Raw genomic sequence first — 16,068 nt, forward strand, 5'->3', positions numbered from 1 at the left:
GCGCCTTCCTCAGGCGACCAGCCGCGGCGCGGCGGGGGTGGCGGCGGCGAGATTGAGATCGCGGCGGATGCGCGCGGCGAAACGATCGGGCTCGACCAGTTCCCGGACCGACGCCCAATGGTTGCGTTCGCCGATATGATCCTGGCGATTGCGGACTTTGCGAAAGCAGACCTCGCGGTCGGGCCCGAACGGTCCTAGCGAGAACTGGACCCAGAGCATGTCGGCATGCAGCGTGATCTCGCCCGACACCGCCGGCCCCGCCTTGTTGGAGCGGATGTCAAAGCTTCCCTCCTCAAGGCCGAGCGCGTCGGCAAGGCGGCGCATCGCGGCGCGGCCTTCGGAATGGAAGAGGCGCTTGGCAGGTTCGTCATAGGCGACGCCGCGCAGGGCGAGCGTCTTGAGCATTGGCCGGTTTCTGAGGTCCGCGATCCGCGCCATGCAGTCGCGGCGTAGCTCCGCATCAGCTGGCCGATCGGCACAGACCTGCGAGAAATGGCGCACGAGCAGAATGACGGCGGGGTCGGTTTCGACCTCGATGCCTGCGTTGCGGCAATCGGTGATCGCTGCCTGAATGGCATGGAGCGTCGTGCCGATGGTGATCAGAGCGCTGGGGTCGAGCGCCTGGCCGTAGCGAAATGCCACATCATAGCTCATGGGGTCCTCCGGGAATCTCGAGCGGTCATTCCGCTCGCGCTCCCAGCCCCGCTTCCCTCTTTTCTGCCCGGCGGGATGGAAGGGCACGTCGCCGAAAGACGACAGCAAGCGATCGAGAGTGTATTGCGTCCTCGCGAAGCGAGGAGCCGGGGCGACGGAGGAAATGGATGGAAGATATCGCGGGTTGGATCGCTTCGATCGCAACGATGATCGCCGCGATGATGACCGCGGCCAATCTCGGGGCGAAGGTCACGGGCTCGGGGTTCCTCGTATTCACGATCGGATCGATCTGCTGGTCGCTGGTGGGTCTCTCGACCGGGCAAACCAATCTGCTCGCGACGAACGGCTTCCTAACCGTCGTGAACATGGTGGGCGCGTGGCGATGGCTGGGTGAGCAGCGCAGATATGAAGAGGGCGGCAAGTCCGCCGATAGGGCCAGCCGCCGCTGTCGAGCGATGAGCTTTTCACCGCGACCGGTCTTGCCGGCATGGAGATCGATGACTGCCACGGACGGCGTCTCGGACGCGCGGTCGAAGCCTTGGTCGAGTCCTCCTCGGCGAGGATAAGCTATGTGGTCATCTCTCGGGGCGGAATTGGCGGGATCGACGAGACGCTGCGCGCCGTTCCTTGTGACGTCGTCTGCTTCGGCGCGCAGCGACTCTCCCTCACGATCGATCTCGCGGGTTTCGAGGGGCCACCCGTCCTCGAAACAGGAGATTGGCCCGCGGAGGCGCCCCGGATGGTGTCAACCACTGACGGCAGCCTGCAGAGCGCTTAAGGTGTGCAATCGAAGCGCCCTTGCGATCATCCCCGCCTGGCTGATCGGATTCGGCCCGCGCCGGGTCCGATGGCGCGGGCAATGTGACCCGCATAGACACCGCAGGCCGCCCAGTACGAGGCGAGGGGCGGCTTGCGGCTGCGCCAGCTCGTTTCTGCGCGCTGCCTCGCATCCTGCTGCAATTCGAGGAGCAAGTCCTGCAGCAGTGCGCGCGTATTAGGGTCGAGCGCCCGCAGCTTGGCAACCGCAGGCAATGTGAGGATCGGATTGCGGACCTCCGCGCGATTCGAGCGTACGGGTATCCGCTCGGTGACGATGAAGGAGTGGGGCATGGGGGGCTCCTCGATCTGCAGGAGCTCTAACTCCCGTCAGGTTGCCCTCGCATCCCCTCTCTTCTCTGGCTGCGGGCCAAGACGCGCTGGTCTCGTCAGCGGGGCGCTGTCGACGACAGCTAGAAGCGACATGGTGACGTAAACGATATCGGTGATGAGGAGGAACATCAGTAGGAGGAAGTCGGGCGGCGTGTCCCCCGCCCCCTTGGCGGAATAACGAGATCGCCACGTCCGCTGGGCGCCAGAAGGAGTTCCTTGAGTGTCGGCCGCACGCGGCGTTGAGACCGATGCCACTCGGCGGCAGGCACCAGAACCGCCGCCTCGATACCTCGCTTGGTGATCATCTGGGGTCCGTTCACCGTGCATGCTTGAAGCATCTCGTTGAAGCGCGCCCTTGCGTCCTGAATCGTCCAAGCCTGCATAATGTTTTCTTCCGCATTGGTCCTCTAACGCGTTCTCCAGCTTTTTTCAGTCCCAACCGAGGCTCAGCCCGTCATGCGCTCGCGATAGATGTCGGCAGCCCATTGCTCGATCCACTGGGCGGTGGTCTCGTCATGATCGAGTTCCCCGGATTCGATGAGTTCGCGGATTTGCTGCCGCGCTTCGGCAATCGCGGCCTCCCAGGGATCGTCGGGCGGCCCGGCATCCGGCGTCAGCGGCTGCATGGGAAGCTGGCGCTGCGGCTGGCGCAGGCGCGCATGCTGGGTGTGGACCCAGTGCTCCATATGATCGGCGACGACGGCGTCGGTCTTCGCGAGGTTATGGCGCCTTGCCGCGGTCCTGGCTGCGACCCCGTAAGCCTGGCTGTCGATCGAGGCGACACGGTGGCGGAAGGCTGAAAGATAGGGGAGCGCTTCCCCTTTCACGCCGAAAAGGTGCAACCGCGTAAGGCGCGGGAGCACGCGGTCGAGATGATCGACGACTGCCATCAGACCTTCGGGCCCGTGGATAGGGCGCCTGCACATGGATCCGACGCCGACCAGTCCTGCCCGCTCAATCGTCAAGGACAGGGCCTCGGCGCAGCGCTCATAGTCGGACGGCAGGCGCCCCTGGATGACTGGCATGAAGGTGTCGAGAATCCCTTGGTCGTCGCCGCGCAGGCGGCACTCGATATTGGCCCGGATCGTGCGCGAAATTCGGTCGAGCACCTCGTCGCGGTCGCCGGCGACCTGATGCTCGACGCAATAGTCGAGGCTGGCCCACCAGCCGAACGGATAAGCCGCCGCAAGGCGGATATAATCGTCCACGGTCCACGGATATCCGCCGTAGGTGACCATCGCACTGAACCCGGCGCTGTCGAGGCAGAGGCTGTGGAGGCCCGCCGCGTTGCCGAGCGGGCGAAACGACCAGCCGGTCCATTCCCGCCAGCCGCGGCGCCTCGACCAGCGCGACAGAGCGTTCGCCGAAATGAGGACGGGCTGCTGGAGCCGCCTCGCCCGATCGAGCAGCTTGCCCTCGGACAGATGGGGCAGCCCTATCATGACCGCGATCGTACTCGGCTTGACCCTACCCGTGTTCATATTACGTTCCCTACGAAAGGAGATACCCGATGACCGATTCCGCCGCCCGCTATCTTGACCATTTCGATCTGGACGTGACGCTGCGCGATGCGGCCCTGGACGAGCAGAACCGCCCGACCCGGCGGATGATCGCCAATGCGGCGATCGGTATGCATGTCGAGGACGCCTTTTATTCGGTCCGCGAACTTCGCGAGGCGGTGAGCTGGATCCACGAGGGCGAACAGGGCGGCAAGCGCAAGCTGGCCTCGATCCTCAGCAATCCGGCCGGCGATGACTTCCAGCGCTGTATCTATTTCTGCCTCGCGGGCCGCGGCGTGGTCGAGATGATCGACGATCTGATGTGGCTGGAAGAGCTGCTCGAGGCGCGCGGCCGGATCGCGGGCGAGATGCGCCGGCGCAAGCTCAAGGCCCGGGCTCTCGTACGTCCCTATGTGGCGGATGAACCCGATGGCCCGGTGGTCTCCATGTCGGAGGATTTTCAGCAGGGTCAGTCCTGGTGGGCCGATCCCGGGCTGAGCGCCTGAAGCACGCGCGGCAGGCGCCTCGGTCGCGCGCCCTCTTGGTTTATCCCTTGTCCGGTGCCGGCTGTCTGGTGCCCGCCTTCAGCGTTCGCAGGTTAGCCTCTCGGCGCGTCGTTACTGCGCCTCGGCGAACGCGTCGGTGTAGTGCGCCGAGCCTTCGTGATGGGACCTCATATGTTGCGGACGATTGACATCCATTCTCCTCAGCGAAGCGCGTTCACGGTGCGTTGGCATGCCGGCGCAGCCGGGATCGAGACGGCCGTGGCGATGGCGAACCACAGTTCTCCCAGCACTGCCGAGCTCCATGATCACCGGCCCGACGACGTTACGCTGGACAAGGTGTAGCGGGTGTTGATCTAGGGTGACGGAAATCCCTCGAAATCGGGTTGCCGGACACTTTCCCAATCCGACAGTGTTTTTCGCGCAACCGGATTGAGGCAACGGTGTGCCAGTGATCGAGATGGACCATCAGCGGCGCGATTCATGTGTGTGTCGTCATACTGATTGCGAAGCAGCCATCACGCGACGGTTTCCACGCCATGTTCGCTCAGGCTCAATCAAGTAAGGCCTGACTGCTTAAGCACATTCGCCAGTTCGTCGGAAATGAACGGGCCGCCGTTCGACAAATGTTTGTCGCTCCACATTTGCGCGCATATTTGGGAGAGGTTGAATACCATCTCACCGTCCCGAATAACGAGTGGTGGGACAAAGCCGTCATTCAAGCTTGTAGTCAAGAATTACGGCCATTGACGGGAAATCTGCGGGCGGTCCAAATCCTTCTCGGTCATAACAAGATAGAAAATACGGTGCGCTATCTCGGGATCGACGTAGAGAACGTGCTTGCCCTTGCCGAAAACACTGAGATCTGAGCCCAATCGCGCCCGTTTTCGGGAAAGAGCCGAACACGGGCGTCTGGAACGAAGCAGTCGTTCGTAAATGTAAGGCGTAACGGCGGCTTATGGTGTTATGTGACGTTTCGCTCCAACGAACATGACCCAGGAATTTGGGCCTTCAATCGCGTATCAAGCGCAGGTCGACACTGTCGCACCACTGATCGCCTAGCCATGACGGGATTGGGGTGCTCGTGGTGGTTCCGACCATGACCAGAATGGGGCGCGTAACCGAAAGGTGCCCTTGACCATATCAACCGGCAGCTCTTGTCGGGGCCAAACATCGCCTCCTCGGATGCGAACGTCTGCGTCAGATCGGCAAGAGCTCCAGAAGCCACTCCTGCGCGTTCTCGTCGGCAATCCTCTCGCAGATGCCAATGTCGCGATAGGAGAATGACCATGGAGATGCCTGAAACCACACCCAATGCCTAAGGCCGGCTTTTCGGCGTGCCCTTCGCCATTTGAAGGGTGACCTTGTTGGCTTGGTTGCTCAAGCTCCTGTCGCCGTTTCATCCCACTCCGGATGGCAACAGTCGCCAAACTGCTCACCATCTTTCGCGCATGACTGGATAGCGTGCGGAATACGGATCTGTCGGTAAAAGCCGGTGAGCCAATCAAGCGAGACGTGCATCCGGATCATTGGCAAACGCGCGATTGGTTGCCAGCTTTTCTTCAAACTCGGCTTTCACCTTGACATCTTGTTCCAGAAGCCGGTCTGCCATTGGCGCGAGAACAGAATCCTCGATGCCCGGCCCCGGCTGCAGCGCAGCATGGAAGAGGCCCCATGCAAACAGCGAATCCTGACTTTCGGTTCCAGAAGTACGGCCGCAAGGAGGTCAAGCGGCTGATCGCTGGGCACCCGTAAGGTGCCGGCCGGAAGTGTCGTGGTGCGATCTTCGTGCACAAGGCGGGCTTCAACCGGTATCCGCCCTTCGCTCGTTAGCTTCAGTTTCGGATCGAGGATCCGGACATGGTCGAGCGTCAATGTGCGCGGCCTTGGGATCACCTCGAAGCGGATGCCGTGCAGCGTGAGCCGTTCGACGACCTCGGTCTGTCCCGCGAGCACCCACCATGCCGTGGGCAACTTCGCCTGTTCGGTCGCGGTCTGGCCGATGATCGGCATTCTGAAGTGGATCGGGCGGCCGAGCCAGCGCTGTTCAAGCCGGCCTGACGCGGGGAAGCGATAGGTTTCGAACGCCACGCTCTTGAATGCGTCGATGAAGCCGACGGCTGCTGCGCCGGCTGCCACCGGGTCATCAGTTCGGCCTGGCGAGCGGAGCGATCCGTCGCCTTGGCGTCGGCGATGCGCTGTGCGTCCTCGCCCGCGAGGCGCAATGCTGCCTCCATCAATACGTAGCTGCCCAATACACGCTGGCGATACGGCTTCAGCGCATGGTTCTAGACCAACACGGTCGGCACGCCGATGAAGTCGCCATAGCCGGTGGAATAGCGCGGCCCTTCCGGGCTGAACCGAATGCCCTTGGCGGGATCATGGGCATCGACCGCGCTGGGATAAACGCCGGGGATGTGCCCGGCGCGCCGAAGGTCATCTCTGACGACTGGGTCGAAGCGCTGCTCCAGCCAATCAGCCGTAGCGCGGTGCCGGGCATATTTTTCCCAACCCGCATAGGTGAAGGTGATATCATACTGGTGGTCGAAGCCATCGCTAACGTGGAAATCCATGTCGAGCGCGGGATCAAGATCGCGCAGCAGCCTCACGATCGCGCGCGTTTTCCGGCGCATCGAGCTTGGCATAGTCGCGGTTCAGATCGAGATTGCGATATTACATATCTTCCCACAACAGGGGAGGTGTTACGAAACACTTCCCGGGTCGTGGCGTCGAAGGGGTGGTCATCGGCTTTTCGTCCGCTAAGCTGGGCGGACAGCAATCATAATCGTAGCCAGTTTTGAGGGTTTCTCGTGGCTGAAATTATCTACCGACGAGCAACCTCTGTCGATCTTCCCGCAATAATCGATCTTCTAGCCGATGACATCTTGGGCGCAGGGCGGGAAAGCGCGGGTAACGGAGTATCACCTCAGTACACATCTGCGTTCGCGCAGATCGAGGCTGATCCGAACCAGCTTCTCGTCGTCGCCGACGACGAAGGTGCCGTTATCGGCACGCTCCAGCTTTCCTTCATTCCCGGATTGTCACGCGGTGGTTCGATGCGAGGCCAGATTGAGGCCGTGCGCGTCGCAAAGGAGCGACGGAGCGAACATATCGGTGAGGCCATGTTCACATGGGCGATCGAAACCTGTCAGGAGCGTGGCTGCACCCTCGTCCAACTGACCACAGATAAGGCCCGGCCGGATGCACATCGTTTCTATGATCGATTGGGATTTCAACCCACGCATATAGGTTATAAGCTCTATATCTGACTGAGCAGCGCGTTCGCGTGCCGCGTTTGCGAGAGCGCTACCGGCGCCGACATGCCTCTCAAGAACGGAGAGCGAACATGCTCACAGGGCCTGCAGCTTCCTGGCAGCCCGCTCCGAAGCATTCCATCGGCAGCTTCTGTTAGGAGCAGACGTAGAAGATGGTCGATTTGAACGACCGGGTCTGGTCGGCTGCCGACCCCCGCGCGAGCGTCGGTTGTCCCCGCGACCCGGCTCCAATCCGGACATTCGCCTATCGGCCCGAGCCGGTCATTCCGCAGTGTGCGAAAGTCAGGCGATTCCCGCTCGGCGCCTTGTTCGGCCCTATGTGGCGATCGAGCCGGTTGTCTTGTCCCCGCCCTCACCGTTCGCAGGTTAGCCGCTCGCCGCGCCGCCACCGGGCGGGTTCCAGCCAGCTTCCGGCGAAGGCTCCGGCGCGTTGCCGCTGCGCCTGGGCGAACGCGGCCGTGTAGCGCGCGGAGCGTGCGGGATCGGACCGCAGATATTGCGGCTGCGGAATGGCGAGTCCGGCGGAGATCATGACTTCGCCGAGGTCTCTACCATCTATCGAGACGGTGGCCACCGGGCGGCCATAGCTCGAGCGCGAAGACAGGCGGATCTGCGCGTCGCCGCCTCGTAAGGTGCGCGCGGCGAGATCCTGCGCGGCCTTGCCGCATTCCCAGCAGGCGCCGGCGCGTTCGCATAGCTGACGCCGTTCGAACGCATCGACGCCGAGCAGACGGAAGTCGGTGGCGACCGTATCGCCGTCGAGGGCGCGCGCCTTGGCGCTGAACGAGGTGTCCTCGGCGGCATCGCTAGGCGTGCTGGCGGCCGCCAGCAGAAGCGCCAGGACGACAAGGCGGTTCATGCGACCATTTCGAGCACGATGAGGCCCGGCGTCGCCGGGTCGGTTGATACACGGAAGGGTTGCAGCGGGTCCGCGGTGCGCAGGATGCTGACCCGTTCCTGGGAATGATCGAAGATCCGGCCCGCGACGCGCATGGCGTTCTCGCGACTGCAGAGCAGTCCGCGCTTGGAGGAGAGGCCGTTCCTTTCGATGGCGATTGTCATGACATGATCCACTTCATCACGAGGATATACGGATTGATGCTCAGGCGAACACCGTCTTGTGGATTTTGGTGACGGGCACGATCGACCAGGCCCGCTCCATGAGCCGGCTGATCCGATAGAAGCAGCCGTTGGCCGGGTCGCGCAACATGAGGCTGCGTTGGCGCTTGCAGACCACGAACTCCTGCGCGACGTGGCCGTCGCTGAAGGTGACCGGCTGCTCGAGCCGGATGCGGTCGCCGTCCGAGAGCTTGCGCGCGCGCCGGGCGATGTTGGCGCGGCACCGTTCGCGCCAGTCGAGAGCATGCTTGTTGTCGGTCGGCGAGAGGAGGTCGAGGATCGAAGCAGGGCAGTCGGCCTCGCACGGTCCCATGTTTTCGCTCATGTCCTTGTATCCAAATTGGTGGCCATCGCGCGAACGCGGGTTCCAGCGCACCAGGCAAACGACGGCAAAGACGCTTCCGGGAACGCCGCCGACCAGTTCCTGGGCCGCGGCGTAATAGGTCCGGTTCCCGGGACAAGAGGACGCCAGCACCCGGAGCCCGCGGGTGGTGCCGTCGTCGAGCGTGCATTCGTAAGTCAGTTGCGCGTCGAGATAGGATTTGGCGCTCTTGTGGCCTCCCATCGACGTGAAGGGCATGAAAAGCCATCCCATGGTTGATTGTCCTTTCTGATGGTGAGAAGCCGACGTCAGGCTGCGAGCGCGGGTGCCGGCGCGTCATCCTCGTGGCATTCGCCTTCAGCTGCCGCGCTGCCGAAGCTCTTGAGGTAGGCGAAGGCCTGCTCTGCCTTGGCGGCCGCATGGATGATCGCGGTCTTGTCGCCGCGCAGGATCCCGAGCCAATGCCCGACATAGCTCGCATGGCGATCGTGCAGCACATTCGGCAGACCCAGATCCGCGCAGCAGAGCCCCGCCCCGATTTCGGCGACGAGCTCTTCGAACGCATACGCCTTGTCGCCGAAGCGCTTGCCGAACGTGCGGGCCAGCCTGTCGGAGTGGCCCGACCAATGGACGGTCTCGTGACATCTCGTCGACGCGTACAGATCCATGCTGCGAAACGAGGTTCGGCTGGGCATCTGGATATTATCCCGACTCTTCGGACCGTCTCACAGTCGCAATGATGATGGGACAGGTTCATGATCGATCGCCTTCCTGTTTGAGGTGCGATGTTTTGCCGGGGTGGGCTCGAGCCCACCCCGGCAAAACATCGGCGCCCGGAGACTTCCCATCCCCAAGCTCTTCTTCACCGATCTCTCCTCCCTCCCCTCCACCGTCGCGATCGATGGGCAGGTTCACGGGCTGACGCCTGACGAAATCTCGGCGGCCAACAGTTGCGGACTTGTCGAGGGGATGCCGTTCATCCTGCACGACGACGGAAGCTATGATCATCAGCTCAATCGGTTCTTCCGTTCCTGTCCCATGATGGGCGTGCGCTCGCTGAACAGCCTTCGGGCCTATGCGCGCGATATCGTGGTCTGGATGCGGTTCCTGGGCGAACGCCGAAATGGGAAATCCCTTTGGGAGGCAGATCGCGATGACGTCGCCGCCTTCCACCATGCTCGACGGCTATCGGAGCCGCCCCATCGCATCTCGGCCGCGTCGTGGAACCGCGCGGTAGCGGCCCTCGACAAGCTCTATCACTGGGCGCGCGATCAGAATCTGATCGCCGAGATGCCGTTCACCTATCGCCAGAGCTGGACCCGTTCGGCACCGGGCGGACCGCTTCAGTCCGTAGCTGCAAACTGCGCGCGCGAGCCTGGGGCGCGCAAGGGTGATATGCGCTTCGTCGATCTGGAGCGCTATATGCTGTTCCGGGATGTCGGCCTGCGAGGCCGACTGCCGGATGGACGTGAGGATCCGCACTGGCGTGGGCGCCATGGTGAGCGCAACGCCTTGTTCGCCGAGCTCCTGATCACGACGGGGCTGAGGCTGCAGGAAGCATCGAGCCTGCTACTCGGCGAACTGCCACACCATAAGCTCCACGTCCCCTCGATCCGATCGGTGACGTATCGGCTTGCCGCAGCCACGGCGAAGGGAGGACGTGGCCGAGATATCCGCCTGCCCGTGCGGCTGCTTGCTCAACTCTACGACTATGCGCGCATCGAAAGGGAAAATGCCGTCGGCAAGCGAGGCGGTCGCGTCATACCATCGAATGCGCGGCCGATCCTCGCGGCGCCAAATGGGCGCAGATCCCTTCGCGTCGTCGACGGTGATCGTGAAGCCGTCGTCAGCGTCGATCGCCTGTCTCCGACCGAACGCGCCAGGCTCGTCGATGCGGACACGTTCGCACCGTTGAGCCTGTGGCTCACCGAAACCGGACGACCAATGACGATGCCGGCGTGGGAGGCGGTCTTCATGCGCGCGAGCGCCCGCTGCCAGGCGCTGGGACTGGAGATCGACGTGACCCCGCACATGCTGAGGCACGCCTTTGCCGTCCATATGCTTGCCCTGCTTCTGCGCGAGCAGGTCAGCTGGGTCGCCGGCGGGGGTGCCGGGCAAGGCGGCTCGGTCTATCGGCGCCTGATCGGCGATCCCCTGCTCAAGCTGCAGCGGCTGATGGGACATAGCCGGATCGAAAGCACCTATATCTATCTGGATCATCTCGACGAAAGTCAGGCGATCGTCGATGCGGCGGTCGATCAGTGGGGGCTCGATCTCACACCGGATGAGGCGGCGTGAAGCGCGGGCACCATGCTCGCTTCCCGGAAGCTGTGCCAGCGCCGCCCGTGGGCGCAACAGTGCTGGATCCCCGGCGGTTCGCTGTCCACTGCGATGACGGCAGCCAAGTGCTGGTGGACCTGCGAGACTGGAAACGCCCCAAGCTGGCGGCCGAAATGGCGGTGTTCCTCGAGGAATATATACGCCGGATGGGACCAAGCCCCATTGCCCGGTCGGTTCGGCGGAAGGTCAAGCAGCTGGGGCTGTTCTGGACGTTCCTCGATAGGGATCACCTGTCGGTGCGCCGGCTCGGCGACATCGATACGAAGCTGATCAACGACTATGAACTCTGGCTGGAGCGCAATGGCGGTGGGCGCTTCCACCAGCGTCACCTTCTCGCAACGCTGATCGGTCTCCTGCGCCTCGCGCCGGAAATGCGTGAGGGCGTCCTCTCGCAGGAGACCGTCGCACGCCTGACCTTCATCGGCCACGGCGAAGGCGGAGTCAGCCAGCCTCGAGATGCCTATAGCAGCGGCATCGCAAGCCGACTGAGAGACGCCGCTCGGGTACAGATCGAAGACGCGCGACGCCGGATAGCACTGGGCGATGCGCGACCCGCGCTGCCGGAGCGCGTGGAGATCGGCAGTCGAGTCCACCAGCATTATACCGCCGTGATCGAGGCGATCGTTCGCCTGGGTCAGGTCGGCACGCGCCGCAGGGACGTCGGACGCTTCGTCCAGCTCGCCCGGTATCGCGGGATCGACAATACGATGGAGGCCCTGCATGCCGGCTTCTACCTGACCCGGCTCGACTTCATCGCGTTCATCGTTCTCCTGTCTCTTGAGACAGGCATGGAGATGGAGTGCCTGTTGCGTCTCAAGGCGGACTGTCTGCGCAATCCCACCAAGGGTTATGTCGAAATCGAATACTACAAGCGCCGCGCGCGTGGATCGGAATGGAAACGCCTGCGTGTGCGAGATGGCGGAAGTGGGACGCCCGGCGGCCTGATCAGGCTAGCGGTCGCATTGACCGAACGGGCGCGAGGGCATCTCGGAACCGATCGGTTATGGGCGATCTGGACCATCACCGGGCTTCGCCTGCCCAGCGACGATGGCCCCCAGGGCGTTGAGGCCTTTGTTGGCCATCATCAACTGCTCGATGATGATGGGGCACCGCTGCACCTGTCGCTGGCGCGCCTTCGCAAGACCAACAAGGCCGAGTGGTATCGTAAGACCGGCGGGCAGCTCGAGCACTTCGCCGTTGGGCACTCGATACCGGTAGCGGCGCGGCACTATGCCGAAATCCCGGCCCTCCGCCCCATCCACGAACGGACCATCGCGGAGGCCATCGGTGATGCGCTGGAAATGGCGCTGAGGCCGACCATCCTGTTGCCCGACGTCGACGAACTTCAACCCGCTGCACAGGAGCAGGGTGTCGCCTCAACGCATCGAAGATCGGCCCCCAGCAAGGATCTCTGGCTTGCCCGTTGCGGCAGCTTCTTCAAAAGCCCGTTCGGATCGGCCGGCGAGGCGTGCCCGACGCCCTTCTGGGGCTGCCTTGAATGCGAGAACGCGGTGATCACGGTACGCAAGCTGCCTGCGCTCGTCGCCTTCCAATCCTTCATGCTCGCGCAGCGGGAAACACTGGACACCGACGAGTGGGCAAGCAAGTTCGGGCGAGCCTGGTGGCGCGTCACCACGCAGATCCTGCCAGCCTTCCCGTCGGCGCTGGTCGAGGCAGCCCGCACCGATGCTGAAACGGCGGGTCCGGAACTGCTCTATCTGCCCGTGGAGGCACGAATATGAGCGGAAGCAAGCCTGTCCCTGCACCGGGCATCTCCGCGATACGCGCCCATGATGATGTCGTGCTGGCTTCGATGGCGCTCAAGGATGGCACCGACCGTGCCAGACTGTCGCGGTTCCACGACGATATCTGGGATCTTGATCCCGCAATCTTCCACGTCACCGCGCGCAACGCCTTCCGCACCATCGACTTCAGCGGGATCGCCTGCCCTCTCGAGCGTCTGACGGCCAAGGAATATATCTATGCTTGGTTGAACGAGTTGCTCCCCGATCGCGCAGGGCGACTACGCCCGCTCTCCACCCGCACCGCGCTGGCGACGCTGCGCCGCTTTATGACGTTCGCTCGCGAGCGAAGCGGTCGGTTCGATGCCGCCTATATCAACCAGGAGACGCTCGATGCGTATCTCCACGGACTCCAGGCACGAAACCTGCAACCGAGCAGGGTTGCGGAATGTCTGCGCCCCATCGTTCAACTTCGCCGTCTGGCGCCCTTCCTGACCCATGGCGGGCTGCGCTTCGTGCCTTGGCATGGGCGGGCGATCTATACTGTCGCGGGCTGCAATGGTCGGCCGTCGGAGAACCTGACGCCGCGCATACCCGAGCCGGTGATCGGGGCACTCATACGATGGTCGATCAAGTATATCGACGTCTTTGCAGCCGATATCTTCGCGGCCCGCGCGGAACTCGACGCGCTGGAGGCAGCCTATGCGGCGCGACCACGACCTCTGCGCGGCGGCAGCGTAGTGGAAAAAATGACGAGCTGGATCGAGGGCCGCAGAAAGGCAGGCCGGGGCATACCGATATGGAATGCACCGCGGCGCCTGGGAGGCATCTGTCATGCAATCCTCCGGTCTGGGCGCCATGGCGGCGAGGTGATCAACATGCGCCTGATCGCACTCCAAGCCGGGCTTCATCCGACCAATATGGTTCAAAATGAAGAGGCCTATGATCTTCTCACCGCAGCCGTGGGAGAGCTCGGCATCGAACGCGGCGGCATGGATACGCCGATCGCTCAGGATCCTGACAGCGGACGTGCATGGCGCGAGCAGTTCGACGCGTTCGACCTGGTGCGGGAGGAGCGTCATCTGCAGACCGCAGCTTACATCCTGTGCTCCTATCTGACCGGAATGCGGGACGGTGAGATCCAGGCAATGCGTCCAGGCTGCATCAAGCGGCGAAAGAGCGTCGACGGAATGATAGAACGCCTGGCGATAGAAAGCATGATCTACAAGGGACGCGGTGCCCGCGGTGAGGTTGATGAATGGGTGACGATCGCACCGGTCGAACGAGCTGTTGAGGTCGCCGAGCGCCTTGCCGCGCGTCACCGGGCACCGCACCAGCATGACGGCCTGTGGGTCGTGCTTGACCGGGGCTCAGCCATCGAGCGCACGCTCCCTCATATCGTCAAACAGATCAATCGCTACCGCGAGCACCTCGACCGGCGATATGGCTCCAGCGAAGAACCTGTTGTTCCCCTCGTCGACGGCCGAAACTGGGTCTTCAACACACGCCAGTTCCGGCGCACGCTGGCCTGGTATATAGCCAACAGGCCGTTCGGCGTGGTCGCTGGGAAGATCCAGTACAAGCACGCCTCGGTCGCCATGTTCGACGGCTATGCCGGGGTCTCGGCATCGGGGTTCCGGCAGGAGGTCGAGCAGGAACGCGCGCTCGGCCAGCTTGATGACATCGTCGCCCAATATGAGGGCCATCGAAGAGGCGAGAAGCTGGGTGGCCCGGCGGCTGTCCGCATCACCGCGGAAATGAGGCGGGTGGCAACCGCCGCCGACCTACCCGGTATAGTGGCCGACGAGAAGCGGGTAAAAGCGATGCTCGCCCATCTCGCACGAACGCTGCATGTGGGCGTGCTCAACGACTGCTTCTTCGATCGCGCGACCGCGCTGTGCTTGCGGAACGCCGACGAAGGTGCGGCGCCGCGGCTCTCGAACTGCGCGCCGGATCGCTGTCCGAACTCCTGCATCACGAGCCGCCATGTTCCGGCATGGCAATCCGCCATCGACGATGCCGATGCACTGCTGAGGAGCAAGCGCCTGTCGGCCGCCCAGCGCACGGCCATCCGAGAGGATCGGGACCGTATGAAGAAGGTGATCGCCCCGTGGGCAAGCCCGTCGCCATGAAACCGGTCAGCGCCGAAACCGAACGCCGGTTACGGGAGGCCCTGGCGCAGCTCGTGGCAGCCGATGAACGGCTGTCGGTCGCCAATCTGGCGCGGCAGGCGGGTGTGAGCCGCGCTACCGCGAACAGGGCGGTTGCGATCCGGTCCGAACTGCGGGAGGCCAAAGCCGGGCGCCAAGGGGCCGCTCCGGTGCCGGCCGACAACGGCGAGCAATCGCGAGCCGCGAGCGAGAATATCCTCGCTCAGCACACCCAGGTGCGGGCTCTGCTACGCGGCGAGGAGTGCAGCCGAAATGCCGACATCGGCAACGTCATCCCCATCCTGCGACGATGATACAACCTCTTGCGTCGGAGGCGTCGGCTGCTGGGCGTGCATCCAGTCCGCGGCCTGCTGCGCCTTGCTGGCTGCCGTGAAGATCGCGCGCGGATCGTTCTTCAGCACGTCGAGCCACGATGCGATATACGCCGCGTGATCGGGGCGTGGATGGTGGGCGATGCCGAGATCCGCGAGCACGAGACCGCTCAGAATCTCCACGCAGCACTCCTCCGCCGCATAGGCCGCGGAACCGAACCGGCCTGACAGATCGCGATCGAGACGGTGCTTGGCGCCCGAGGCGTGACCGTTCTCATGGAGCCAGACACCGTAAAACGAGGCGGCATCGCGGAAACACTCGAACGGGGGCATGCACACAGTGTCCGTCGAGGGACGATAATAGGCCTCCGAACCACCAAAGACGGTCGTGATGTCCAGGTTACGAATGAAGGCTTCAGCCTCGGCATGCCGTGCCGCGTCCGGGAGCATCGTGACGGGCGGCGCCTCATAGCCATCAACCTGAGCCACGTTGAACACGGAAAATGCGCGCGCGAACATCTTGCGATGGCCGTTCTCGTCCTCGTCACTGTCGCCGTCGGCAGCAGAGGACACCTGCTTCCAGAACACCACGGTCGTGGCGTGCTCGCCCTTGCGGACCTGCGCCCCCGCTTCGAGCCATTGGCGGTAGGTGCCCCACAGCCCATCGCTGTAGCCGCCCGCCATCGCCGCTACCCAGAGCGCCACGGTGTTTATGCCGCGATAGCGCTTGGCCGAACTGACGTTGGCCGGGCGCGCGACGCTGGTGCCATGGTGATGCCATGGAGCCCGCCAGTCGCCGGCGCCGTTCTCGATGGCCGCGATAATCTCTGCGGTGACGCGCGTGTAGACGTCAACGCGGTCGCCAACCTGCTTGCGATATGCCATGTTGATCTCCTGGAAAATGGCTGCGAGCGCACGCCGGCATCGCCCGCATCAGGGGCGTGCAAGGGGCTCAGCGATGGGATGGAAGGTCAGTGAACCGT

General features: G+C 63.4%; 17 protein-coding genes and 2 pseudogenes. 8 read left to right on the forward strand and 11 right to left on the reverse strand.

The features are described from left to right. Window positions 1-9: 9 nt before the first annotated feature. Complete coding sequence (locus ABS88_RS01145; protein ID WP_007015497.1) at window positions 10-654, reverse strand: hypothetical protein; 645 nt, start codon at window positions 652-654, stop codon at window positions 10-12. 167 nt (window positions 655-821) lie between these two features. Between ABS88_RS01145 and ABS88_RS24975 the strand changes: the two genes are divergently transcribed. Beyond that, window positions 822-1,220, forward strand: a complete 399-nt coding sequence (locus ABS88_RS24975; RefSeq protein WP_007015496.1) for a hypothetical protein — start codon at window positions 822-824, stop codon at window positions 1,218-1,220. Between the two features lie 238 nt (window positions 1,221-1,458). Here the strand turns inward: ABS88_RS24975 and ABS88_RS01155 are convergent, their stop codons facing one another. From ABS88_RS01155 to ABS88_RS01165, 3 genes are all read right to left on the reverse strand, one after another. Then, window positions 1,459-1,764, reverse strand: a complete 306-nt coding sequence (locus ABS88_RS01155; protein WP_007015495.1) for a hypothetical protein — start codon at window positions 1,762-1,764, stop codon at window positions 1,459-1,461. A gap of 167 nt (window positions 1,765-1,931) precedes the next feature. Then, on the reverse strand, window positions 1,932-2,186 hold the full coding sequence (locus ABS88_RS01160) for a type II toxin-antitoxin system Phd/YefM family antitoxin (RefSeq protein WP_039858586.1): 255 nt from the start codon (window positions 2,184-2,186) through the stop codon (window positions 1,932-1,934). 63 nt (window positions 2,187-2,249) lie between these two features. After that, a complete protein-coding gene (locus ABS88_RS01165) occupies window positions 2,250-3,284 on the reverse strand; it encodes a deazapurine DNA modification protein DpdA family protein (protein WP_039858583.1) in 1,035 nt (344 codons plus the stop codon). Between the two features lie 29 nt (window positions 3,285-3,313). Between ABS88_RS01165 and ABS88_RS01170 the strand changes: the two genes are divergently transcribed. Continuing rightward, window positions 3,314-3,808: a hypothetical protein gene (locus ABS88_RS01170; protein WP_007015493.1), complete on the forward strand. Its 495-nt coding sequence runs from the start codon at window positions 3,314-3,316 to the stop codon at window positions 3,806-3,808. 746 nt (window positions 3,809-4,554) lie between these two features. After that, a pseudogene (locus ABS88_RS01180) lies at window positions 4,555-4,674 on the forward strand (integrase); the annotation flags it as partial. 706 nt (window positions 4,675-5,380) lie between these two features. Here ABS88_RS01180 and ABS88_RS24980 read toward each other — a convergent pair. Beyond that, window positions 5,381-5,944: a hypothetical protein gene (locus ABS88_RS24980; RefSeq protein WP_007015489.1), complete on the reverse strand. Its 564-nt coding sequence runs from the start codon at window positions 5,942-5,944 to the stop codon at window positions 5,381-5,383. 149 nt (window positions 5,945-6,093) lie between these two features. After that, a complete protein-coding gene (locus ABS88_RS24985) occupies window positions 6,094-6,414 on the reverse strand; it encodes a M14 family metallopeptidase (RefSeq protein WP_353745032.1) in 321 nt (106 codons plus the stop codon). A 201-nt stretch (window positions 6,415-6,615) separates the two neighbouring features. Between ABS88_RS24985 and ABS88_RS01190 the strand changes: the two genes are divergently transcribed. Beyond that, a complete protein-coding gene (locus ABS88_RS01190) occupies window positions 6,616-7,074 on the forward strand; it encodes a GNAT family N-acetyltransferase (RefSeq protein ID WP_007015487.1) in 459 nt (152 codons plus the stop codon). 358 nt (window positions 7,075-7,432) lie between these two features. Here ABS88_RS01190 and ABS88_RS01195 read toward each other — a convergent pair whose 3' ends face one another. From ABS88_RS01195 to ABS88_RS01210, 4 genes and pseudogenes are all read right to left on the reverse strand, one after another. Continuing rightward, window positions 7,433-7,939, reverse strand: a complete 507-nt coding sequence (locus ABS88_RS01195) for a thermonuclease family protein (RefSeq protein ID WP_007015486.1) — start codon at window positions 7,937-7,939, stop codon at window positions 7,433-7,435. Then, entirely contained in the window at window positions 7,936-8,142 is a 207-nt protein-coding gene (locus ABS88_RS01200; RefSeq protein WP_041565064.1) for a hypothetical protein, read from the reverse strand. The genes ABS88_RS01195 and ABS88_RS01200 overlap by 4 nt, the downstream gene beginning before the upstream one ends. A gap of 40 nt (window positions 8,143-8,182) precedes the next feature. Next, window positions 8,183-8,794, reverse strand: a complete 612-nt coding sequence (locus ABS88_RS01205) for a DUF6927 domain-containing protein (protein ID WP_007015484.1) — start codon at window positions 8,792-8,794, stop codon at window positions 8,183-8,185. A gap of 35 nt (window positions 8,795-8,829) precedes the next feature. Then, window positions 8,830-9,228 (reverse strand): annotated as a pseudogene (locus ABS88_RS01210) (zincin-like metallopeptidase domain-containing protein); the annotation flags it as partial. A 73-nt stretch (window positions 9,229-9,301) separates the two neighbouring features. Here ABS88_RS01210 and ABS88_RS01215 point away from each other — a divergent pair. The 4 genes from ABS88_RS01215 to ABS88_RS01230 all read left to right on the forward strand — a co-directional run bounded on the left by ABS88_RS01215 (window position 9,302) and on the right by ABS88_RS01230 (window position 15,067). Next, complete coding sequence (locus ABS88_RS01215; protein WP_353745033.1) at window positions 9,302-10,819, forward strand: tyrosine-type recombinase/integrase; 1,518 nt, start codon at window positions 9,302-9,304, stop codon at window positions 10,817-10,819. Between the two features lie 107 nt (window positions 10,820-10,926). Then, complete coding sequence (locus tag ABS88_RS01220; RefSeq protein ID WP_286748711.1) at window positions 10,927-12,603, forward strand: hypothetical protein; 1,677 nt, start codon at window positions 10,927-10,929, stop codon at window positions 12,601-12,603. Then, a complete protein-coding gene (locus ABS88_RS01225; protein ID WP_126027409.1) occupies window positions 12,600-14,735 on the forward strand; it encodes a hypothetical protein in 2,136 nt (711 codons plus the stop codon). Before ABS88_RS01220 ends, ABS88_RS01225 begins: the two co-directional genes overlap by 4 nt. Continuing rightward, entirely contained in the window at window positions 14,714-15,067 is a 354-nt protein-coding gene (locus tag ABS88_RS01230; RefSeq protein ID WP_241231418.1) for an HTH domain-containing protein, read from the forward strand. The genes ABS88_RS01225 and ABS88_RS01230 overlap by 22 nt, the downstream gene beginning before the upstream one ends. Here ABS88_RS01230 and ABS88_RS01235 read toward each other — a convergent pair. Beyond that, window positions 15,002-15,970 carry an ArdC family protein gene (locus tag ABS88_RS01235; protein ID WP_126027411.1) on the reverse strand — a complete coding sequence of 323 codons (969 nt, stop codon included), beginning with the start codon at window positions 15,968-15,970 and terminating at the stop codon, window positions 15,002-15,004. The two genes, ABS88_RS01230 and ABS88_RS01235, sit on opposite strands and share 66 nt — an antisense overlap. Window positions 15,971-16,068: the final 98 nt, after the last annotated feature.

Source organism: Sphingopyxis sp. SCN 67-31, from assembly GCF_001725095.1.